At 51.0% G+C, this 21,240-nt stretch carries 22 protein-coding genes; 12 read left to right on the top strand and 10 right to left on the bottom strand.

Going from position 1 to position 21,240, the window contains the following annotated elements:
* Positions 1 to 47: 47 nt before the first annotated feature.
* The gene (locus BW941_RS09940; protein WP_076515669.1) at positions 48 to 1,412 is read right to left on the bottom strand and encodes a leucyl aminopeptidase family protein; all 1,365 of its coding nucleotides are present in this window, start codon (positions 1,410 to 1,412) and stop codon (positions 48 to 50) included.
* 124 nt (positions 1,413 to 1,536) lie between these two features.
* Here BW941_RS09940 and BW941_RS09935 point away from each other — a divergent pair, with 124 nt between their 5' ends.
* Positions 1,537 to 1,947, top strand: coding sequence for a YeeE/YedE family protein (locus BW941_RS09935; RefSeq protein ID WP_076515667.1), 411 nt, complete (start codon positions 1,537 to 1,539; stop codon positions 1,945 to 1,947).
* Entirely contained in the window at positions 1,944 to 2,366 is a 423-nt protein-coding gene (locus BW941_RS09930) for a DUF6691 family protein (RefSeq protein WP_076515665.1), read from the top strand. The genes BW941_RS09935 and BW941_RS09930 overlap by 4 nt, the downstream gene beginning before the upstream one ends.
* Before the next feature lie 221 nt (positions 2,367 to 2,587).
* Here BW941_RS09930 and BW941_RS09925 read toward each other — a convergent pair whose 3' ends face one another.
* Positions 2,588 to 3,475, bottom strand: coding sequence for an alpha/beta fold hydrolase (locus BW941_RS09925; protein WP_068444051.1), 888 nt, complete (start codon positions 3,473 to 3,475; stop codon positions 2,588 to 2,590).
* Positions 3,476 to 3,651: 176 nt separating this feature from the next.
* Between BW941_RS09925 and BW941_RS09920 the strand changes: the two genes are divergently transcribed.
* Positions 3,652 to 5,286, top strand: a complete 1,635-nt coding sequence (locus BW941_RS09920) for an alkaline phosphatase D family protein (protein ID WP_076515663.1) — start codon at positions 3,652 to 3,654, stop codon at positions 5,284 to 5,286.
* Positions 5,287 to 5,308: 22 nt separating this feature from the next.
* Here BW941_RS09920 and BW941_RS09915 read toward each other — a convergent pair whose 3' ends face one another.
* Complete coding sequence (locus BW941_RS09915) at positions 5,309 to 6,190, bottom strand: alpha/beta fold hydrolase (RefSeq protein ID WP_076515661.1); 882 nt, start codon at positions 6,188 to 6,190, stop codon at positions 5,309 to 5,311.
* 117 nt (positions 6,191 to 6,307) lie between these two features.
* Here BW941_RS09915 and BW941_RS09910 point away from each other — a divergent pair, with 117 nt between their 5' ends.
* Both BW941_RS09910 and BW941_RS09905 read left to right on the top strand, forming a co-directional pair.
* Positions 6,308 to 6,733, top strand: a complete 426-nt coding sequence (locus BW941_RS09910; RefSeq protein WP_076515769.1) for a YqaA family protein — start codon at positions 6,308 to 6,310, stop codon at positions 6,731 to 6,733.
* Positions 6,730 to 7,692: an RluA family pseudouridine synthase gene (locus BW941_RS09905; protein ID WP_076515659.1), complete on the top strand. Its 963-nt coding sequence runs from the start codon at positions 6,730 to 6,732 to the stop codon at positions 7,690 to 7,692. The genes BW941_RS09910 and BW941_RS09905 overlap by 4 nt, the downstream gene beginning before the upstream one ends.
* Here BW941_RS09905 and BW941_RS09900 read toward each other — a convergent pair.
* From BW941_RS09900 to BW941_RS09880, 5 genes are all read right to left on the bottom strand, one after another.
* Entirely contained in the window at positions 7,622 to 8,596 is a 975-nt protein-coding gene (locus BW941_RS09900) for a substrate-binding domain-containing protein (RefSeq protein ID WP_076515657.1), read from the bottom strand. The genes BW941_RS09905 and BW941_RS09900 overlap by 71 nt on opposite strands.
* A gap of 196 nt (positions 8,597 to 8,792) precedes the next feature.
* Complete coding sequence (locus tag BW941_RS09895; protein WP_076515655.1) at positions 8,793 to 10,655, bottom strand: thrombospondin type 3 repeat-containing protein; 1,863 nt, start codon at positions 10,653 to 10,655, stop codon at positions 8,793 to 8,795.
* Positions 10,656 to 10,802: 147 nt separating this feature from the next.
* Positions 10,803 to 12,791 (bottom strand): transketolase, encoded by a 1,989-nt coding sequence (gene tkt / locus BW941_RS09890; protein ID WP_076515653.1) that lies wholly within the window; start codon positions 12,789 to 12,791, stop codon positions 10,803 to 10,805.
* Between the two features lie 141 nt (positions 12,792 to 12,932).
* Positions 12,933 to 13,661 (bottom strand): TrmH family RNA methyltransferase, encoded by a 729-nt coding sequence (locus BW941_RS09885; protein ID WP_076515651.1) that lies wholly within the window; start codon positions 13,659 to 13,661, stop codon positions 12,933 to 12,935.
* On the bottom strand, positions 13,658 to 14,323 hold the full coding sequence (locus tag BW941_RS09880) for a TetR/AcrR family transcriptional regulator (protein ID WP_076515649.1): 666 nt from the start codon (positions 14,321 to 14,323) through the stop codon (positions 13,658 to 13,660). The genes BW941_RS09885 and BW941_RS09880 overlap by 4 nt, the downstream gene beginning before the upstream one ends.
* Positions 14,324 to 14,401: 78 nt before the next feature.
* Between BW941_RS09880 and BW941_RS09875 the strand changes: the two genes are divergently transcribed.
* The 5 genes from BW941_RS09875 (at position 14,402) to BW941_RS09855 (ending at position 17,934) form a co-directional block, all read left to right on the top strand.
* Entirely contained in the window at positions 14,402 to 15,859 is a 1,458-nt protein-coding gene (locus BW941_RS09875) for a flavin-containing monooxygenase (RefSeq protein ID WP_076515647.1), read from the top strand.
* Positions 15,860 to 16,018: 159 nt separating this feature from the next.
* Positions 16,019 to 16,882 (top strand): SDR family NAD(P)-dependent oxidoreductase, encoded by an 864-nt coding sequence (locus BW941_RS09870; RefSeq protein ID WP_076515645.1) that lies wholly within the window; start codon positions 16,019 to 16,021, stop codon positions 16,880 to 16,882.
* A gap of 66 nt (positions 16,883 to 16,948) precedes the next feature.
* Positions 16,949 to 17,287, top strand: a complete 339-nt coding sequence (locus tag BW941_RS09865) for a hypothetical protein (protein ID WP_139325811.1) — start codon at positions 16,949 to 16,951, stop codon at positions 17,285 to 17,287.
* An 84-nt stretch (positions 17,288 to 17,371) separates the two neighbouring features.
* The gene (locus tag BW941_RS09860) at positions 17,372 to 17,629 is read left to right on the top strand and encodes a type II toxin-antitoxin system Phd/YefM family antitoxin (RefSeq protein ID WP_076515641.1); all 258 of its coding nucleotides are present in this window, start codon (positions 17,372 to 17,374) and stop codon (positions 17,627 to 17,629) included.
* Entirely contained in the window at positions 17,617 to 17,934 is a 318-nt protein-coding gene (locus tag BW941_RS09855; RefSeq protein WP_076515639.1) for a type II toxin-antitoxin system RelE/ParE family toxin, read from the top strand. The genes BW941_RS09860 and BW941_RS09855 overlap by 13 nt, the downstream gene beginning before the upstream one ends.
* 56 nt (positions 17,935 to 17,990) lie before the next feature.
* Here the strand turns inward: BW941_RS09855 and BW941_RS09850 are convergent, their stop codons facing one another.
* A complete protein-coding gene (locus tag BW941_RS09850; RefSeq protein WP_076515637.1) occupies positions 17,991 to 18,848 on the bottom strand; it encodes an SDR family oxidoreductase in 858 nt (285 codons plus the stop codon).
* Between the two features lie 92 nt (positions 18,849 to 18,940).
* Here BW941_RS09850 and BW941_RS09845 point away from each other — a divergent pair, with 92 nt between their 5' ends.
* Both BW941_RS09845 and BW941_RS09840 read left to right on the top strand, forming a co-directional pair.
* Positions 18,941 to 19,348 carry a winged helix-turn-helix transcriptional regulator gene (locus tag BW941_RS09845; protein WP_076515635.1) on the top strand — a complete coding sequence of 136 codons (408 nt, stop codon included), beginning with the start codon at positions 18,941 to 18,943 and terminating at the stop codon, positions 19,346 to 19,348.
* A gap of 52 nt (positions 19,349 to 19,400) precedes the next feature.
* Positions 19,401 to 20,825, top strand: coding sequence for a class II fumarate hydratase (locus BW941_RS09840; RefSeq protein WP_076515633.1), 1,425 nt, complete (start codon positions 19,401 to 19,403; stop codon positions 20,823 to 20,825).
* Here BW941_RS09840 and BW941_RS09835 read toward each other — a convergent pair.
* Positions 20,813 to 21,217 carry a hypothetical protein gene (locus tag BW941_RS09835; RefSeq protein ID WP_076515631.1) on the bottom strand — a complete coding sequence of 135 codons (405 nt, stop codon included), beginning with the start codon at positions 21,215 to 21,217 and terminating at the stop codon, positions 20,813 to 20,815. The genes BW941_RS09840 and BW941_RS09835 overlap by 13 nt on opposite strands.
* Positions 21,218 to 21,240 lie beyond the last annotated feature (23 nt).

Genomic DNA, 21,240 nt, shown 5'->3' with positions numbered 1-21,240 from the left:
AAAAAGCCCGGCTGTTTTGCAGTCGGGCTTTTTTATTTCTCATTTACTTAGTTCGGATAGCGCTGACGCAGATATTCGAACATGGCTCTCATGCCCATAGCTTCACCACCGACAGGTTTCCCACGGAGTGCTCGGCGATTCCAGGCCATAACGTCGAAATGCACCCATGGAGTTTCTTCGACGAATGCTTCCAGATACAGCGCGGCTGTGATTGCTCCCCCGAATGGGCCGGGAACAGAGTTGACCATATCGGCAACTTCGCTGTGCAGGGCTTCTTTGTACATACGGAATAATGGCAGGTTCCAGACAGGGTCTGATACTTTTTCACCGGCCTGCATAAGGTCGCCAGCCAGCTGCTTCTGATTGGTGAAAAAGCCGGGCAAATCGGTCCCGAGCGCAACACGGCATGCGCCGGTCAGTGTTGCAAAGTCGATCATCAGGTCAGGCTTTTCGCTGGCACCTTCGAACAATGCGTCACACAGTACCAGGCGGCCCTCTGCGTCAGTGTTGTCGATCTCGACGGTCAAACCTTTGCGAGTCGGAATAACATCGCCGGGTCTGAAAGCATTGCCACTGACTGCGTTCTCAGCGGCGGGGATAAGCAGACGCAGGCGCACTGGTAGCTTATTGGCCATGATCAGGTAGGCCAGACCAATCGTGTGGGCTGCACCACCCATGTCTTTCTTCATAAGACGCATGGAGTCGCCAGGTTTCATATTCAGACCGCCACTGTCGAAGCAGATACCTTTACCTACTAACGTGACCTTAGGGTGGTCTGGATCTCCCCAGGTCATATCAATCAGGCGAGGGTCATGCTCGCTTGCGCGGCCTACCGCATGGATCATAGGGTAGTTCTGTTCAAGCAGTTCTGAACCCACGATATCCCGGACTTTTGCGTCGAATTCATCGGCCATTGAATGAACTGCTGATGATATGTTCTGCGGCATCATGTCAGACGCAGGTGTATTGATCAGGTCGCGAACGCGTTTGGTGCCTTCTGTTAGACGGCGTGCTTCTTCAATAATGGCTTCGTTATTCAAAGCCAGTTTTGCGGTGATAGCAGGCTTCTCTGTATAGCGATCGAAGCGGTAGGCACCGACGCCCCAGCCGAAGGCAAGAGCCAGCAGGCTTTCATCGGAAAGGTCAGAAACGGGAGTGTATGTTCCAGCTGGCAATGCACTGGAAAGGTTGCCACAGACGAAGAAATCTTCGGTAGATTCAACCACGCACAAAACGCTATCAATGCTTCCGTCTGTTGCTGGAATGATGGTGTGGCCGGAGCCAGCATAGCCCGAATGCAGAAGCCATTGTTTGACGTGTTCCGGCTGACTATCGAGCCAGTTGGCGTAGTACTCTTTCTCGATCAGGTGAAGGGGCGTACCCTCCTGGCTATGCATCAGTACTGCAGACATCGTTATTTCCTGTTTCTGGGTATTCGCTTAGTAGTATAGGAGTATAACAAGGCTAACAGAACCGGACAGATATCCTGGGCTCAGGTAAACTAAGTCGCTTTTATTCTGGGCCTTGGGAGGCAGAATGTGGGATGAAATTGGCGGTGGCTTTCTGATCGGTGCCGCCGCGTCTTTGCTCTGGGTGGGTATCGGCCGCATCAGTGGTATGACCGGGGTACTTTCCAGTTTGTTTCTGGTTATGGATTCAGGGCGCCATTGGGCGCTTGCGTTTCTGGTCGGGCTATTGGCTGCCTGGCCGGTGATGCAGGCGATAGGTTATTCAACTCCGATAAACATTACTGACAACACTGGGCTTCTGATTGCTGCGGGGCTCCTTGTGGGGTTTGGTACCTATATTGGCAATGGCTGTACCAGTGGTCATGGAGTGTGCGGCATGGGCCGGCTTTCGTTCCGCTCATTCGTCGCGACACTGACCTTTATCGCAGCCGGTATTGTGACCGTCGCCATGATGAATGCAGTGGGGCTGAGTCTATGAAGTATTTTACCCCTTTCCTGAGTGGCCTCCTTTTTGGACTTGGCCTGCTGGTTTCAGGCATGAATGATCCACAGAAAGTCCGGGCATTTCTGGATGTATTCGGGAGCTGGCAGCCGGAATTAATCGCAGTGATGGGCGCCGCAGTGGTGACCTTCTTCATCGTCTTTCAATTAAGCAAATCCCGGAATAAACCTCTGTTCGCTTCGAGTTTTCACCTGCCAAGCCTGCAGGAAGTTGATCGTCGACTGATTACTGGTGCCGTTATGTTTGGAACAGGTTGGGGACTGGTCGGGCTATGCCCGGGGCCAGCGCTTGTGGACGTATTGTCTGGTAATGAGAGTGTACTTATTTTTGTTGGTGCGCTGATTGCCGGCAACCGGTTGGCTCACTATTTTGTTGGACCGGTAAAAAGTAGCTAAGAGTAGCCAGGAATAAGCAAAAATAACTAAGAAGCCTTGATCAGAATTTGCTATCGGGCCAGTAGTTAATATCTGTTTCTGTTTGGTGCTGACACACGGTTAACTGTGAATATCGTTAATTGAGGGCCAGCACCATGCATCGCTTATCTGATTCCGCTTTATTCATCCTGTCTGTCTTCGGCCAGCCTCATCTTTGTATTGATGAGGCGGCCGTCGCAGATTCAGAGAACGCGTGACAGAAACTCTTCGGCGTCTTTCACAGACTGTTCCGGAATTTCTTCCATCGGTACATGACCGACACCAGGGTAAGTAATCAATTCTGACCCTTTGATGTCCCGATGAAACAGTGGCGCGTTCTTCGGCGTGATCCAGATGTCTTTCTCACCCCACTGAATCAGAGTGGGGGCGGTTACGTCAGAAACTCTCTCAGGCGTCATATTGTCGAGCTCCTCAAAGATTTTCAGCAGCGATAACGGATTGCCTTTGTGCAGCATCATATCCTGATAACACGGGATTTTTTCTTCCGCTATGCGTCGCTTGTCCCCGTAAACCTCGCCGAGAATGTATCTGACAACAAACTGAGGCGTTGCTACCCGCACCAGGTGGCGAAGGTAGGGCGTTGTGAAAAGCTTCATGATCAGAGGAAGCTGCATCGGGTAGCCCGCTGCATCCAGAAGTACGAGCGCCTGAACTTTTTCAGGGTGCTCTGCCGCGAAGCTCCAGGAGATATAGCCACCTAGCGAGTTTCCTACCAGTACAGCCTTCTCCAGCTTCAGGTGCTCCAGCAGCGCATTGATACGGTCGACAATTCCTTCGATGGAGGTATCACCGTCACTGATAGCACCGCTGAGGCCGAAGCCAGGCACATCAAGGCGAACAATCCGGTACTTCCCCTTCAGGTGTTCAACCCAGCCATCCCAGGTCTGGAGCGAGGCCATGATGCCATGCAGCATGATGAGGACTGGTGCGTTTTCGTCCTGACTGCCCTCAACCCGGTAGTGAATATTGTCACCACGGTAATGGAAGAATCGGGAGTTATCGTTGGTATAGATCTCGGCCAGCTCTGCTGTACTCAGTTTCGTCAGGCCCAGGTAACGCATCAATGACATGCTGCTTTCCTTTATTTTCTGTTCTGCAGAAGAATGCCCGTCTCTTGGTGTGACCGGTAGGTTGAATAGCGACAGCATTGACTGCGAAATTGTCATCGTTTTGTCAGATGGGGGCCATCTGACTGTCATTTGCAGAGGGTTTACTGTGCGCGTCAGTCACAGAATGAGCCGACGATATGCCTCTGTCTCGCAGGGAGTTTCTGATTGATAGTCTCGCCAGTGGTTTTCTGTTCCCCGGCGGTAAAGATCAGAGAAAACAGGCTGGATTTCCTTTTCGCCACGGCATTGCCAGTGGTGACCCTCTGACCGACGCTATTATTCTCTGGACGCGAATCAGCCCTGACGGCGACCGGGATCTTGTGCCATATCGGTGGGTAGTAGCAACCGATCGCTCTCTTCAGGGTATTGTTGCCTCAGGAGAGGGGCTGGCTTCAGCAGAGCGGGACTTTACTGTTAAACATGATGTTCGTGGTTTGCTCCCGGGCAAAACCTACTTCTATGCGTTTTACGCCCGCGGGCACTGGTCTGATACCGGTCGATTCCGGACCCTGCCAGAAGGGAACGTCGATCACCTCAGGCTTGCCTTTACCTCCTGTTCAAATTACGCCGCAGGCTATTTCAATGTATATCGCGAACTGTCACATCGTCATGACCTCGACGTCGTACTTCATCTGGGCGACTACATCTACGAATACGCCAATATTGAAGAGTCGCTGGCATCCGGTCGGGTAAATGAGCCTTTGGGCGAAACCGTGTCGCTGGAAGATTACCGGGCCCGGCATGCCTGTTATAAGGCGGATAAAGATCTTCAGGCAGTGCACCGCCAGCATGCTTTTATTGCCATCTGGGACGATCATGAAGTAGCGAATAATGCGTGGCAGGGCGGTGCTGCTAATCACTCGTTAATACAGGGTGAGTGGGGGCAGCGCTTAAGTGCAGCGGTACAGGCTTATTACGAATGGATGCCGGTTCGCGAAATCAGCCACACCGGCCGACTGGCTCTGTATCGCGGATACCGCTTCGGTAACCTTCTGGATCTCTCGGTGCTGGACACCCGCCTTGCAGGACGGGATGCACCGGCGGAAACCCCCGACGCAATCAATGCGGAGGAAAGAACCTTACTTGGCGCAGAGCAGGAAGCCTGGCTGGAGACCCGATTGGCTTCAGCACAGCAGGAGGGGGTCACCTGGAAGCTGCTTGGTCAGCAAGTGATGATGGCGCAATTCGGACTGGCGGAGCAGCCATTTAATTACGATCAGTGGGATGGTTATCCTGCGGCACGTCGTCGCTTATTCGATTGTATTCGCCGGCACAATGTAGAAAATTTTGGTGTGCTGACCGGCGATATTCACTCAGGTTGGGCTATGACACTGAATGATGACCCATTCACTTCAATCGACACTCCGATAGGCTTCGAATTAGTCACACCCGCGGTGACATCGCCGGGAATCAGTAATAAAACAACGGCTGCGTTAGCGGGCTCTTCGTTAATGCAGGTGATGCCTCATCTGGAATTTATCGATTTTTATTATCGCGGGTTTGTCTTACTCGACATTACCCATGACCACTTGCAAGCCGAGTGGTGGGTGGTTAACCGTGTTGATAGCCCACGTTATGACTCCGCTTGTCTGAAAGCATTGAAACTGAAGCGTGGTGAATATCGATACATCGAATCTCAGCCTGTTAAGCCTGTGACATCGTCGATCGGATTGGCTGATTTTTCAGAAGACCTTTCGTACCTGAGAAACTGGTCGGCAGGCGATGAGCGGGCAGCAACCGATATGATCGCCGCCCTTCACTCTGGAAATTAATTCGCTCTTTAGCGTGCTGGTTTCAGGGTCTCAATAAAAATTCGCGGGCATCTTTGACACTGATTTCCGGAATTTCTTCCATTGGCATATGACCTGCGTCGTCATAAATAACAGACTCTGAATTACGGATTTTCTTCATGAAAGATTTTACGTGGCGGAGAGGAATCCAGCGGTCTTTTTTACCCCACATAATCAGTGTCGGTTGATTCATGTTTTTCATATAGCCGGTACGGAAACCACCAATATTTCGTATGTAATGAACAACACGTGCAGAAGCAGCCCGGTTGCCTTCCCGCATCGACAGGTCGTAATAGAGATCTACTTTTTCTTTTTTGACCTTAGAGCGATCACCGTACACATCTTTGATTACCGCCCAGAATGCAGCTTTAGGATACTTCACGGTCTGGCTTAAGAAGGTTGCACCGGGCAAGGCCAGCGATATCAGGAGCCAGGGAGTGACAAACAGAAAACCGGCCGAATCGATAAGAATAACTTTTTTGACTTTCTCCGGATAACGGCCCGCAAACTCCCAGCTCATCCAGCCGCCCAGCGAGTTACCTGCAAGCATGCACTCACTGATGCCGAGAGCATCGGTAAAGTCGTTCAGGAAGTCACTGTAGATATGTTTAAACATGCCTTTAGGGTGCGCACCAGTTAAGCCATAGTTTGGTGCATCGAGAGCGATTACCCGGAAGTCTTCTTTCAGGGTATCAATCCACTCTTCCCATGTGTGCAGTGATGAAAACATGCCGTGTAACAGAATGAGCACAGGGCCTTCACCAACATCACGGTAATGCACATCCATTCCCTGAACCTGAATGAACTTAGAATCAGCGTAAGCGTGGCGACGCTTGATCTCATCCAGTGGAATGCCGTACTTCTCTTTAAACAACGACTGCAGCATGTTGGCCTCTGATATCCGCAATGTTGGCGACCGTAGACGCCCTGACTGGTAAAATTGGGTCTTATTTTATCAGACACCTGTATTATCACTATGGTCGAAAGGGACTTTTTTGAAGTTATGACAGAAGCCAGCCTTATGTTTTTGCTGGCGTTTGCCGCGGGCTCAATCCTTCCCGTCGGGTCTGAGTGGTATCTGGTGTTATTGCTGGAGCAAGGCGCGGTTGCCTGGCTGGTGACTACTGCTGCGATTATCGGGAATACATTCGGGGGCTGGCTAACCTTTGCGTTGGGGGTGGGTGGAAGGAAGCTCTATGAGCGTTCACACGAGTTACCGCGCCGCTTCCAAGTTGCCGAGAGCCTTTTTGCGCGTTACGGCCGTTGGTCGTTATTGTTCAGCTGGGTGCCTTTGCTGGGTGATATCCTCGTTGGGCTGGCCGGTGTCGCGAAGCTGCCGTGGAAGTCTTCTTTTGTGCTTATTTTTATCGGTAAGGCACTGCGCTACCTTCTTATCTACAGTGTCTGGGCTGGGCTTACCCATCTATGAGTTATCTATTGAAGGCGACTTTGTGCGCGGCGGACGAAGGGCGTACACCTGATGACTTTCTCTTCTGGCTTCTCCCCCGACATTCGGAGTACGAACGTACTCAGCTTCTTGTCAGGGCCACTCTGGGCAGTACGCCTTTGAGCGAAATTGAGTACTTACCAGGTAGCGGCGAGCTTTCAGTGCTCCTGGAGGATCATCAGGAGGATGCAGTAGCGAGCGGTTGGCAGATCGTCTGGGAACGTCACGACCTGATGGTGATATGTAAACCCCACCAACTGCCCGTAAGCCGCACCACCCGTAACTTGTTCGGTACTCTGATCTCAGAAATACGCAGGCATACCCCGTGGCGGGATGCGCGCCTGATGCATCGGCTTGATGCAGAGACTGCAGGACTCATTCTTATTGCAAAACATGAGGCTGCAGACCGACGTTGGAAGAAGCGGCTGAACCGGCTGGTGGGTGTTAAGGAGTATTATGCGCGCGTTTGGGGAGCACCTTCCTGGGAGCACCTGGAAGACTTTACTCCCTTGTCAGAGCGAGTAGACAGCGAAATCCGGACACGTATGTATCCTGTCTCTGACGCTGATTCTGCTGTATACCGAAGCGTGAAACAGTGTCACTCGGAGTTTGATGTCATCGAAAAAGAGGAGGAGAGCGCTTTAATCCGGTGTCGGATCCATACCGGCCGCAAGCACCAGATTCGTGCTCACCTCGCAGCGCAGGGGCACCCCATTGTGGGCGATAAGATCTATTCGCACGATGGCAGTTTTTACCTGAAGAGATTGGATGCTCCTCTATCGGCTGAGGATCTTCGGGAACTCGGTGCCGATTACCAATTGCTGGTGGCGAGCAAGTTGGTACTCAACCTCCCGGGTGAGCAAGTTACCCTTACTCTACCTTCAGCGCTTGATCATCCAACAGAGGTTGAGCTGGCACGAGAATACTTTTCGTGTATGTGACCGGGGATACTGCTTCACCTTTTACCATGTACTTGAGTTGTTCATAAACAAGGCGTCCCATATCTTCGAAGTCGATACTTACTAATCCTTGCAGTAATCCCTGACGCAACATCTCTCTGTGCCCTGTGCTGATCTTGCCGACACCCGCAATAATCTGCGTATTTAGCTGTTCGTCTCCGAGAGCGGACATCGTTGCAATAAATGCACGTTCGTTGACGATTGGCCAATGCCCTACTGATACTAACAAGTCGGGTCGGACATCCAGCAAAATACCCGTTAGCTGGTGCAGGGCCTCCCGATGATTAGCGCTGGGTAGTTTGGGGCAGCGGGTCGGTTCCGTCCAGCCACCTTCTCCCGATAAACGCTGCCCGGACTTAAGCGGGTGATCGCCAGCGAGATAGCGACGCAGCGCATCGACACGAATTGCGAGGTTAGGGTCGTGATCTACTGTCATGATACAGATGCTGCCCGCCCCGGGAGCGGCTGCAAGCGCAAGTCTGCCCAAGTCCCGGCCAAAGGCTTCGTTGTCAGCGCCGACGTACGGGAGTGAGGCGAGCTTCTCCTCCTTTTTGAAGGGGGAGTCAAACGTCATCACTGGAATACTGGCTTGATCCAGGCGATCTGCAATGAAGGATGACTGTGTCACTGAAACAGCAATCGCAGCGTAGCGATCACTGGTGAGCGCCGATTCAATAGCTCTGGCCTGTAAGTGCGCGTTCGCTGGCTCTGAGGAGCCCAGCAACTCGCAAAAGTCTCCATTTCCCCGGGCTGCTTTGTCGCATGCCTGCCACGCCAGCACGAAGTTTGGGTCAGACGTGCTCTTAGCAACCAGCCCGAAGATCTGCGCCTCAGCGACAACCTGAGCAGAACAAGCCGCGAGCATAAAAATAAGAAAATATTTCATTGATAACGTTATCAATTATCATTAGCCAGTATTCATTCAAGATATACCCTGTGGCCTGTTTAGCAAGGGGTGGGAAAGCAGTATTTTTGTGCGGGTTGATTAAAGAGGGTTGCTGACTGGTTCTGTCAGTGTAAAAACCGGCAGGCATAAAAAAACCGGGCGAATTGCCCGGTTTTATAACAGTTTGCTTGCGGTCTCAGACTGTTGAGCGCCGACGTGCCAGCAGGCTAAGATAAGCGAGTACCAGCCAGAAAAGGTTGACCGCGCCACCACCATTACCTGATGAGGCCTCTGGCTCAGTTGTTCCTGTTTGTTCTTCATCCGGCAGTGCTGCCGCAATTGCCTCAACATCAACGCGACTGTTGATTTTATAGTCGACCAGGTTCATGTAATGCGTGCCGTAAAGCCCGATATCTTTGAGGTATATGTAGTACACATTTTGACTAAAAGCTCGAGACGCCAGCGTGACATATTCATGGAGTTCACCCTGAAACTCCATAGTGCCCTTATCCAGCATGACCAACCAGTGGTGCACGCAATCTTCCTCTATAGTGCAGCCCTCGGGCCTGTCTGTTGAAACCATACCACCCTCCTGAATCTCGAAAGGAAAATGTGGCATATCTATAATCTCAACTTCTCTCGTGTATGGGTTATCGACACTATGAAAGTAGATACCATTTTTACCTACGGAGTAGGTCATACTTGGTTCACCGAAATATGTGAGCGTAGAATCTTTATATTTATTTTCATTTTCGGATGACACGGTTTCATTATATTCGACGAGGTACTCCGGCAAAATAGTCGGATAATTTGATCGATAGGTATACGTTATTTCTCCCAGAGGTAAATAATCAACGAGCGACACTGTATTAAACTCATCGGGCGTGAAAGGGTCTGTCCCTGTGTTAATCTCATAGATATCGTGGGCGCCGTCGTTATCGGAGTCGAGGCCGAAATCGTACATAAACCCACTCCAGGGGAGAGGAATCAGATCCCCGCCCCGTGAGTCCCGGTAATCCAGCTGATCTTCAATAGAATCTGGAATACCATCAAAGTCGTCATCGGGGTTACAGGCATCGCCAAAGAAATCGTAATCTTCAATTAAGGCTTCCTGAAGTGGATTGTATACGTTAGGGCAATTATCACCGCCATCAGGAACCCCGTCTGAATCTGAATCTGCGTCGTCGTAGTCGCACTCGTCTTGCAGACCGTCGCCGTCGCTGTCTGTTAAGCCAGACTGCACCATCGGACATGTATCCAGAGGAGCAACGAGATTATCAAGTTCATCGTAGTAAGGCTCCGTATCTTGTCCACTAACGAGGCGTTTTACACTCAGGTATGGTGGTGTCTCGCCATCCACTAGCTCATAAGAGAAAGAGACCGAGATTAAACGGGGTCCGTCCGTTATCAAAACTGCAGTTACTGATGGGTCATAAGTAGGTAACAATGTCTCACCATCAATGGATAGCTCGGTAATTGCAACGGTATCTGGGGCAGTTTCGATCGTAATAAGGAGGTTGATGATTTGCGTTTCAGTAAAGTTAGTTGCGAAAACAAATCGGCCGTTTGCTGAGGGATTTGAAGAATAGTCTTCTTCTAACTCATATGGGGGCAAAAAGAAGTCAACATCATTGTCGTTTGTTATCAGAACCCCTCCCTGGCTCACCATAAGGAAGGACTGTGCTGTACTTCCGAATTTTACGTCTAGATTGTCTTTCGTCTCTGGTGTTGAAGCCGCTGACATGGGGTCAGACTGCAATAGCACTTCGATAAGATTGCTTACCCCATCGCTATCGCTGTCCATAACGTAGTCGTTAGAATTGTACGAATCGGCCCCGAAGTTGTCTTCTTCCTCATTCGTGAGTCCGTCGTTGTCTATATCACTGTCGCAGGCGTCTCCTTCGCCATCTGAATCATAATCCTGTTGCTCAGCGTTCGCGATATCAGGGCAATTATCGGTGACGTCCCATATGAGATCTCCATCACTATCAGTATCTGAAAGTACGAAGGGTGAACTAAGAAGGGAGAGAAGTATTGTGAGGCTGATGACTCTGGACACGGATATTTCCTTATTAGTGTTTGAGTAGAGCTTATCACGGCAGTCAATACAGCTGGCTGGCTTTTGGCGACAAGGTATGGATTGACATAAAAAAACCGGGCACTTGGCCCGGTTTTTTAACGACGTTGAGACTACTTAAGTAAGCAGTTACAACAGGCCGTTTACGGCATCAACGACTGCGTCAGTGGTGATACCGAATTCTTTGAACAGTTCGCCTGCTGGTGCGGATTCACCGAAGGTATCCATGCCAACAATGGCGCCGTTCAGACCGACAAACTTGTACCAGTAGTCTTTGTGCAGTGCTTCAACCGCAACGCGAGCAGAGACTGCTGCTGGCAGTACCTGCTCCATGTATTCAGCACCCTGAGCACAGAAGACTTCGGCTGAAGGCATAGAAACAACGCGGATGTTCTTATCGCTCAGTTTCCCAGCCGCTTCCATCGCCAGTGAGACCTCAGAACCGGTGGCGATGATGATGGCATCCGGCGTGCCTGCACAGTCTTTCAGGATGTAACCGCCGCGGGCGATCGCTTCAACCTGCTCGGCGTTGCGTTCCTGATGTGGCAGGCCCTGACGAGAGAAAATCAGGGCTGAAGGACCGTCTTTGCGTTCAATCGCTGACTTCCAAGCCACTGCAGATTCAACGGTGTCGCACGGACGCCAGGTCTGCAGGTTTGGCGTGTTACGCAGGTTGGCTACCTGTTCAACTGGCTGGTGAGTCGGGCCATCTTCGCCCAGACCGATGGAGTCGTGGGTGTAGACGAAGATTGAACGCTGCTTCATCAGGGCAGCCATGCGTACGGCATTACGTGCGTATTCCATAAACATCAGGAAGGTGGCGCCGTACGGTACGAAACCTTTGTGCAGGGCAATGCCGTTCATCATGGCGCTCATGGCGAATTCACGCACGCCATAGAAAATGTAGTTGCCGGACGCGTCCAGACCGCTGACGCCTTTGCAGCCATTCCAGAGGGTCAGGTTAGAGCCTGCGAGGTCTGCTGAGCCACCGAGGAATTCCGGCAGCATAGGGCCAAAGGCGTTGAGTGTGTTCTGAGACGCTTTACGCGAAGCAACGGTTTCGCCTTTTTCCTGACATTCGCGGATGTAGGCATCGGCCTGCGCCGCGAAGTCTGCAGGAAGGTCTCCCGCGATACGACGCTTATACTCAGCTGCAAGTTCTGGATAGGCAGCTTCATATGCCGCGAACTTGTCATTCCATGCGAATTCTGCGGCAGCGCCTTTTTCTTTCGCGCTCCAGCCTTCGTATACGTTTTCAGGAATTTCGAAAGAACCGTGTTTCCAGCCCAGACGCTCGCGGGTCAGCGCGATTTCGTCATCGCCAAGAGGCGCGCCGTGGCACTCTTCTTTACCTTCTTTGTTCGGTGAACCGAAACCAATGATGGTTTTGCAGCAGATCAGGGTTGGCTGATCGCTGTTCGCGCGTGCGGTGTCGATGGCCTGCTTGATCTCTTCCGGATCATGGCCATTCACCTTAGGAATCACCTGCCAGCCGTAGGACTCGAAACGCTTAACGGTATCGTCAGTGAACCAGCCTTCCACTTCGCCATCAATAGAAATGCCGTTGTCATCGTAGAAGGCAATCAGCTTGCCCAGACCCAGTGTGCCGGCCAGGGAGCAGGCTTCGTGGGAGATACCTTCCATCATGCAGCCGTCGCCCAGGAACACGTAGGTGTTGTGATCAACGATCTCGTGGCCTTCACGGTTGAACTGACCTGCCAGAACTTTTTCTGCCAACGCCATACCGACACCATTGGCGATACCCTGACCCAATGGACCCGTGGTGGTTTCGATGCCCGGTGCGTAACCGTATTCCGGGTGACCCGGAGTTTTGGAGTGCAGCTGACGGAAGTTTTTCAGATCGTCGATCGACAGATCGTAACCGCTCAGGTGCAGCAGGGAGTAAATCAGCATAGAGCCGTGACCGTTAGACAGAATAAAACGGTCGCGGTCGGCCCATTCCGGATTCTCCGGGTTGTGTTTCAGATAGTCGTTCCAGAGAACTTCGGCGATGTCTGCCATGCCCATCGGGGCGCCTGGGTGTCCTGACTTGGCTTTCTGCACGGCGTCCATGCTGAGTGCGCGGATGGCATTTGCCAGTTCGGTACGGGTGGTCATGTAACGACTCCTGATCACGATTGCTTAGCATTGTCGGCAACCATCATCAGGGGCAGCCGAAAAAGGGGCGCTATTGTCCCTCAAGTACCGGAAATGGGCAACGCCGTCGGGCGGATTATGATCAGATAAAACTGTAAAGAGTCAGAGACGGTTGATCTCGTACGCCGCCATATTAACCGCTGTTGCAAGATTCAGAGATTCGATGGCGCCACAGCCGTTGATTGTAAAGGTATGCGGATCAATCGTTTCGAGTGCTTCGCGCGGTACGCCTCTGGCTTCATTGCCGAAGACGTAGCAGTCGCAGCCCCTGAACGAAGAGTGACTCATGTGCTCTCCATGCATATCCAGCGTGGCGATATTGCGGAAGCGGTGGGGCAGAGACATCAGGTCGACATCAAATTCCATAGGGACATGGAATATGGCACCCATACTGGAACGAACCACCTTCGGGTTGTAAGGATCAACGCTGTTCGGGCTGAGCAGCAGACGGAAACCACCAAACCAGCCGAGGGTGCGGATAATGGTGCCCAGATTCCCCGGATCCTGAATTTCGTGAAGGTAGACAGACTTAAGCTCAGGCGCTGACGTCGGAGACAGGTCTGCCATATTCACAACGGCGACCATCCCTTGCGGTGATTTCGTGTCCGATAACTGAGACATCTGCTTATTGCTGATGACTTTCTTCTCGAAGGGCGCTGGCCAGTCTTTGTGCTGCTCAGTCACGTACAGGATCGTATTCCTTACCAGTACTAGGTTATCAGCACTAGCTCGCTCGAGTTCCAGAATCAGGTGCTCGCCTTCGACCAGAAACTTCTGGTGAAGCTGACGATATTTTTTCTGATGCAGCTTGCGAATGTCTTCGAGTTTCATTTTTCGCCTAAGAGAAGCTGAGAGCCTTTGAAAATGACCATGATACCGTTCACTAGTGATTCGCGGCTCAGGTGATAGTCATTGACGGCCCAGTTGCGAGTGGCCTGAATAATACCACCAACGATTGCATTGCCGAGGACTTCTGTTTCTTCGGTATTGAGTGGCCATTCTTTGACATAAGCCCGTGAGGCGCCCATCAGAACCATAACAAAGCGGCGAATATAATCATTGTAAAGACCGTGCATGTAATCACTGACGCCTTCAGCTTCAAACATACAGACTTTGGCTACTCTGGGGTCTTCCATCTCAGCGAAGAAGTCATTGAGGAGCCTACGGATCAACTCTTCCGGGAAGGTCTTGCCCTCGAGGTTAATGAGAGACTTCTGCAATCGGGCAAGAATGCCTTGTAAGCATCGCTCGTAGACCTCAATCAGGCATTCCTCCATAGACGAGAAACTTTCGTAGAAGTAACGATCGGTCAGGCCGGCTTCTTTGCAGAGCTTACGGACCGTTGTGGCGTGAAAACCTTCGTTCCCGAACAGGTTAAGACCGGCTTCAACGAAGCGCTCGCGGCGTTGGGCTGTACGCTGCTCTGGGGTTAAACCCCGATAACTGCGGCCCGATGAGGTGGTATTGGTAGACGTCATTTGGCTATTTGACATCACATGTCGTCAGAAGTAAAGTGACATTGCGTGTCGTCAGATTGGCAGGCGTGCGTTTACTAAACGAGGTAGAGCAAGATGCAGCAACACAACATTGTCATTATCGGTAGCGGCTTTGGTGGACAGTGCGCCGCTATTAACCTGATCAAGCAGGGGCGCGAAGATTTCGTCATCCTTGAGCGTCGCAGCTTCATGGGCGGCACCTGGTCTCAGAACACCTATCCCGGTGCTGCGGTAGATGTTCAGTCACCGCTGTATTCCATCTCGCACGAGCCATACCCGTGGACGCAGATGTTCGCCAATCAGAAAGAACTGAACGAGTACACAGAGTTCGTTATCAGTAAATACAACCTGCGTGAGCGCATGCACACGGGTTGTAACGTTGCTAAAGTTGAGTGGCAGGATGACATCAGCCGTTGGCATATCCACCTCGATAACGGCGAAGTTTACGAGAGCCAGTTTATTATTAATGCCTCTGGTCCATTGAGCACACCGGTTATTCCGAACTTTAAGGGTAAGGATAACTTTAAAGGTAAGTCGTTCCACACCAACGACTGGGACCACAGCTACGACTACAAAGACAAAAAAGTTGCCATTATTGGTAGCGGCGCGAGTGCTGCCCAGATAATTCCAGAAATCGCTAAAGACGTGAAAGAGCTGCACGTTTTTCAGCGTACTCCGCATTGGGTTATGCCGCGTCACGATAAGAAATTTAAGCCATGGCAGCGTGCTCTACTTAAAAATAAGCTGATGTACAAATTACTGCGCTGGAGTATTTATTGGGGGCTTGAAACCCGTATTCTTGGTTTTAAATACTCCGAAGCCGGCTTGAAGGCAGCAGCGCAAAAACCAGCGTTGGCACATATCAAACGTCAGATTAAAGATCCGGAGTTGCGCGCCAAAGTAACCCCTGATTACACGATCGGTTGTAAGCGTATTATTCTGTCGAACACCCTCTATCCAGCGTTCTGTCGCGATAACGTGTTCCTGCACGATAAAACTGACGGTATCGACGAAATCACAGAAACTGGAATTAATACAGAGAAGGGTGAAAAGCTCGATTTTGATCTGATCGTATACTCCACCGGCTATGATGCAACTGATGGCGTTATCTCTTACCCGGTTGTTGGTCGTGGTGGTAAAGCGATCAGTGATGTCTGGGAAGATTACCCTCGCGCTTACCTGGGTACAGTCATTCCTGATTTCCCGAACCTGTTCATTGTGACCGGCCCGAATACAGGTATTGGCCACACGTCAGCGATCTTCGTTATCGAGGCCCAGATGAACTACATCATGCAGGCAATTCACCGAGTGCGTGGTGCGCATGCTAAATCGATTGAAGTGACACCTGAGGCGGAAGAGCGTTACACCAACCATATTCACAGCGAAATGAAGAAAACCGTCTGGGAAAAAGGCGGTTGTAACTCCTGGTATAAGAGCAAAAGCGGCAAAGTAATCGCTATGTTCCCGGGGTTTAGCTGGGCGTTCTGGTTGCTGGCGAAAAACTTCAAACGTGCTGATCACACTATGCGTTGAGTGCTTTTAAATTACGCCAAAGCGGGGTGTTTTCTGATCATATATTGGCCGAAAGCACCCTTTGAAATACGGTGAGTTAACGTAGAGTTTAACCATCATAGAAAACGTATAACAACAGACACTTTTCAGGCGTCGGCCTGATGCCTGAAGGAGAAAAATATGCAAAATCTGAGCGGAAAAGTCGCAGCAGTGACTGGTGCTGGTTCTGGTATTGGCCGTGCACTTGCTATCAACCTGGCACAGAATGGTTGTAACGTTGCGCTGAGCGACGTTAATGAAGCGGGGCTTGCCGAAACTGTAGAAATGATGAAACAGTACCCGGTTAAGATTACTACCCAGAAGCTCGACGTATCTGATAAAGACGCCTTCTACGCATGGGCTGATCAGGTTGTCGCTGACCATGGTAAAGCTAACCTGGTATTCAACAACGCGGGTGTTGCTCTGGCAGGTACCGTGGGTGACCTGTCCATTGAAGACTACAAGTGGATCATGGACATCAACTTCTACGGCGTACTGTACGGCACGAAAGCATTCCTGCCACACATGGAAGCCGCTGGTGAAGGCCACATTGTGAACATTTCAAGTATCTTCGGTCTGGCGTCTCAGCCACTGATGAGCGGCTACAACGCATCTAAGTTCGCGGTACGTGGTCTGACCGAATCACTGCGTCAGGATCTGGATATTGCAGGTTCTTGTGTGAGTACTACCTGTGTACACCCAGGTGGTATCAAAACCAATATTGCTCAGTCGACTCGTTTTAACGAGAAGTCTTCTGAAATCACAGGCGCCAGCGCTGATGATTCAAAAGCTGAATTCGAGCGTCTGTTTATCACTACGCCAGACAAAGCAGCGAAAACCATCATCAATGGCGTTAAGAAAAACAAGCGTCGCGTACTGATTGGCCCTGACGCCGTTGCGTTTGACCTGATGGTTCGTACTCTGGGTTCCTGGTACCAGAAAGTCATCGTTTCGGTTATGAAACTACAGGCAAACCAGAACCGTAAGAAGAACAAGACTGCTTAATAGTTAGTTGAGTTTTCTGAATTTAAGAGGCTGCTTATGCAGCCTTTTTTATTGCTCGGAAATTCTATGGATACTCAATTACTAAAAGCGTTAAAGAAAATTCAGGGAACGGAATGGCTGATATATCTGGCCTTTTTTCTGACTTGTTTAGCGATCGTGTACTATTTTTCTGCTGAGTACCGGCAAGATGCTGTGTTGCTATTGAAAATCATCTTCCCTGTATATTTTGGTGTTTACTGGGTATATCTCAGAAGAACTATTTGCCCCAAATGTGGACATCGGTTTCACCGGTATTTAAGGCTGTTAGGTTTTGGGGTGAACAAACCGATCACCTGTCAGAGTTGTGGTCTGACAATGCAGGCGCAAAAGCGCTATGCCGAGTCGTCGGGTGATGAGTGGCATTGATGACTTCGCCGGTGAGAGCTGGTTGCACTTGTTGAAACTAGTGAGTGATACTATAGTGATACTTTATATTCTCGAGTATCAGCTATGAAAACCGAGCTTGTTACCAGCCTGAAGCGTCAGGCAACCCGCATTCTTGCTGATCTTCACGAAACCAAAGAGCCTGTGCTGATTACAGAACATGGTCAGCCATCGGCGTATCTTTTGGATGTTGATGATTACGAGCAGTTGATGACCCGCATGAGCATCCTTGAAGGGATCGCTCGTGGCGAACAGGCGATCAAGGATGGTCGCGTTATGTCTCATAGTGAAGCTAAGGACCGGCTTTCAAAATGGATGAAATAACTCCGGTTGAAGTAATCTGGACGGAGGCAGCTGTTCAGGATCTTGAGTCGTTAGCAGAATACATAGCGCTCTCTAATCCGGTGGCAGCCAGTGAGCTGGTGTCTCGTGTATTTGAAGTTGTCGAGCGTCTTGCCCAATTTCCTGAGTCGGGGCGTTTCCCGCCGGAACTCGAGGGTTTTCCTTACCGCGAAGTGATTGTTAACCCTTGCCGCGTCTTCTACCGAGTTGAGCACAGCAAGGTGTTTATTCTTCATGTTTTTCGCCAGGAATGTGATGTTCGCCGCTTTCTTGCTGGATCTGAATAAGGACGCCTGGCTTAACCCGGCAGGCGCCCTTCATTCTCAGAGTAATGAAGATCTGGTTAACCTCCTTTCAGTGCCTCTTTTACTGATTCTGCGATCGGCGTCGTTGGTCGGCCAATAAGTCCGCTCAGCGTCTGGCTGTTATCGTACAAACCTCCTTGTGAAGCCCCTGTGTCTGAATCGGCAAGCATATGTGCCAGTGGTGCAGGTAAGCCAGCTTGCTCAAGGGCTGATGCGTAGTCGGCTTCAGGAAGGTTGACGTAACCGATCTCTTTCCCGGTTTGTTGGCTGATTTTCGCCGCCAGCTCTGCGAGTGTGTAGGCTTTATCGCCAGACAGTTCATAAATTTTGCCACCCTGATTGTCCAGGGTAATTACTTTCGCAGCAGCAGCGGCGTAGTCTGCTCGGGCTGCAGACGCGATCAGACCATCGCCTGCACAGCCGTAGAGTGTGCCCAGCTGAAGCGCTGCAGGAATGCCTGCTGTGTAGTTTTCGCTGTACCAGCCATTGCGCAGCAGGGCGAACGGGATGCCAGATTCCGACAGCATGGCTTCGGTGGCACGGTGTTCTTCGGCAAGCCCGAGTGGCGAGGTATCTGCGTGCAGAATACTGGTGTAGGCAATCAGCCCTATGCCATTTTCTTTTGCAGCGTTAATGACATTCTGATGTTGCTGGGCACGTTGTCCCACCTCACTTGAAGAAATCAGCAATAATTTTTTAATGCCTTTGAGGGCTTCGATCAACGTGCCTGGTTCATTGTAATCAGCCTGGCGGACGGTGATCCCGCGCTCAGCGAGATCACTGATACTTTCTGGGGTTCTAACCAGTGCGGTTATTTCTGATGCAGGTGTTGTCGTGAGCAGTTCATCGATAACAAGGCGTCCGAGTTGGCCTGAGGCTCCGGTGATTGCAATCATTGTATGTACTCCGTATGTGCTTTCGTTGTGTGATGAAACCACTTTAGACGCTATACTTACTTTTAGTAAGTACGCACCAAAAGGTAAGTGTGATGAGTGGACCTTCAGAAACAAAAAAGTCGCCGAAGCTATCAGAACGCTTCGAACGCGGAGATCTCTTTGCAGCCCCCTGTCCGTCAAGGGATGTTCTGAATCATGTGTCGAGTCGTTGGGGCGTTCTGGTGCTGATTGGTTTGCGTACCGGCACACACCGTTTCAGCGAGCTGCGCCGAAAAATTGATGGCGTCAGCGAGAAGATGTTGGCTCAGACACTTCAGGCTCTTGTTAAAGATGGCTTCGTCAGCCGGGTATCCCATCCGGTCGTTCCGCCTTTTGTCGAGTACAGCCTGACGCCAATGGGCGAAGAGGTTTCCGAAAAAGTGATGGCACTCGCTGACTGGATTGAAGAGAACTTTGCCAGAGTACTCGAAGCCCGGGATAGTCTCGACTCCGTCAATTGAACTCCTCAGCCTGTAGACAGACAAAACTCTATATTTAAAACGGAGCAGTAACATGGCCTCTCAATTCAGGACCGAACGTGACAGCATGGGCGAAGTGCCGGTGCCTGCCGATGCTTTGTACGGCGCGCAGACTCAAAGAGCGATTGATAACTTTTCTATTTCAGGCCTGCCAATGCCTGAACGTTTTATTCGTGCACTTCTTATGCTGAAGCGGGCAACGGCAGAAGCGAACCTCTCTTTGGAGAAGCTGGATTCCGATAGGGCTACTGCCATTGTCGAAGCCGTCGATCAGTTACTGAGTGATCCAGCATTAATAAGCCATTTCCCCGTCGATATTTTCCAGACGGGGTCGGGCACCAGTTCAAATATGAACGCGAACGAGGTGATCGCAGCACTGGCGTCGCGTTCACTTGGCTCTGAGGTCTCGCCTAATGATCATGTCAACGCGAGCCAGAGCAGTAATGATGTGATTCCTTCCGCCTTGCACGTGTCGGGCTTTATTGCACTATCAGAAGAGCTGTTGCCGGCGCTCTCTCATCTTGTTGAAGTTCTGGAACAGAAGGCGGCATCGCTTGCTCATATTACGAAAACCGGGCGTACGCATCTGATGGACGCGATGCCCGTACGTTTCGATCAGGTGTTAGGTGGATGGTCGGCACAGATCGAACACGCCATGCGTAATCTTGAAGACGCTGGTAGTAAATTACAGAGTCTGGTGATTGGTGGTACTGCTGTTGGTACCGGCGTGAACGCCGATGATGATTTTGCTGAAAGTGTATGTCGTTATCTGAATGCTTATCTGAGCAGCGATATAAGCACTGATTTCAGCAGTTCGGCAGAGCAGGGTTTCTATCCGGCGAACAGTCGCTTTGCGGGCATGGGAGCGCAGGATGTTGTGGTGGCGGTGTCTGGCGCCCTGAAGACTCTTGCCGTCGCTTTGATGAAGATAGCGAATGATCTGCGCTGGATGAACTCAGGGCCTCTTGCAGGGTTGGGCGAGATTGAACTGCCCGCTCTGCAACCCGGTTCATCCATTATGCCCGGTAAGGTGAACCCGGTGATTCCGGAAGCCGTCGCGATGGCCTGTGCTCAGGTGATGGGTAACGATACAACAATTACCGTGGCTGGGCAGTCCGGTAACTTTGAACTGAACGTGATGCTGCCCTTGTTTGCGAGCAGGTTGCTCGACAGCATGCAGCTAATGAGTCGCTCTGCGACCAGCCTGGCCGACGATGCAATTCTTGGCTTTACGGTACGTGAAACATCGGTGACTGAACCTTTGGCAAAAAATCCGGTACTGGTGACAGCGCTTAATCCTGTTATTGGTTATCTGAAGGCGGCTGAGGTAGCCAAGGCTGCGTATCAACAAGGGCGTCCGGTGTTGGATGTTGCGGCAGAGATGACGGATCTGAGCCGCGAAGAGTTAGAGTCTCTGATGGACCCTCAGGCACTGACTGAGTCAGATCAGAGTTCGTAAGTCGCTTTGCAATAGGCAACGCCTGAGGCCAGTAAGTATTTCTGGCAGACATTGAGTGTGCAATAGAACTCGTCTGTTCTGGCTTCATCCGGGCGGATGATTTCTGGCTCTCCCTGGTAACCTTTCTTGCAGAGCTCTGAGGCCCGACGGTGCCAGATATCTTTAAGATTACTCAGGGTCCGTTCTTTGGTCAGCATCATGGCAGGTAAGCTCTCGTGGCGCACTTCAATAACATGCACGCCTTCGCTGACTTCTTTGTTGATGTAGCCATCGGTCTGAGCAGGCTGTTCGGGTGAATCGAGCTGAACGGCCTGATAGTCCAGGGGCGCGCAGCCAGCCAGAGTGAACAGCAGGGGGACAAGTAAAACCGGAATTAATCGCAGGGCGTTCATGAACAGCCTAGAGTGCCTTGATG

Source organism: Thalassolituus maritimus, assembly GCF_900156675.1.
Lineage (GTDB): Bacteria > Pseudomonadota > Gammaproteobacteria > Pseudomonadales > Oceanobacteraceae > Thalassolituus > Thalassolituus maritimus.
This window is presented reverse-complemented; position numbering and strand designations above follow the sequence as displayed.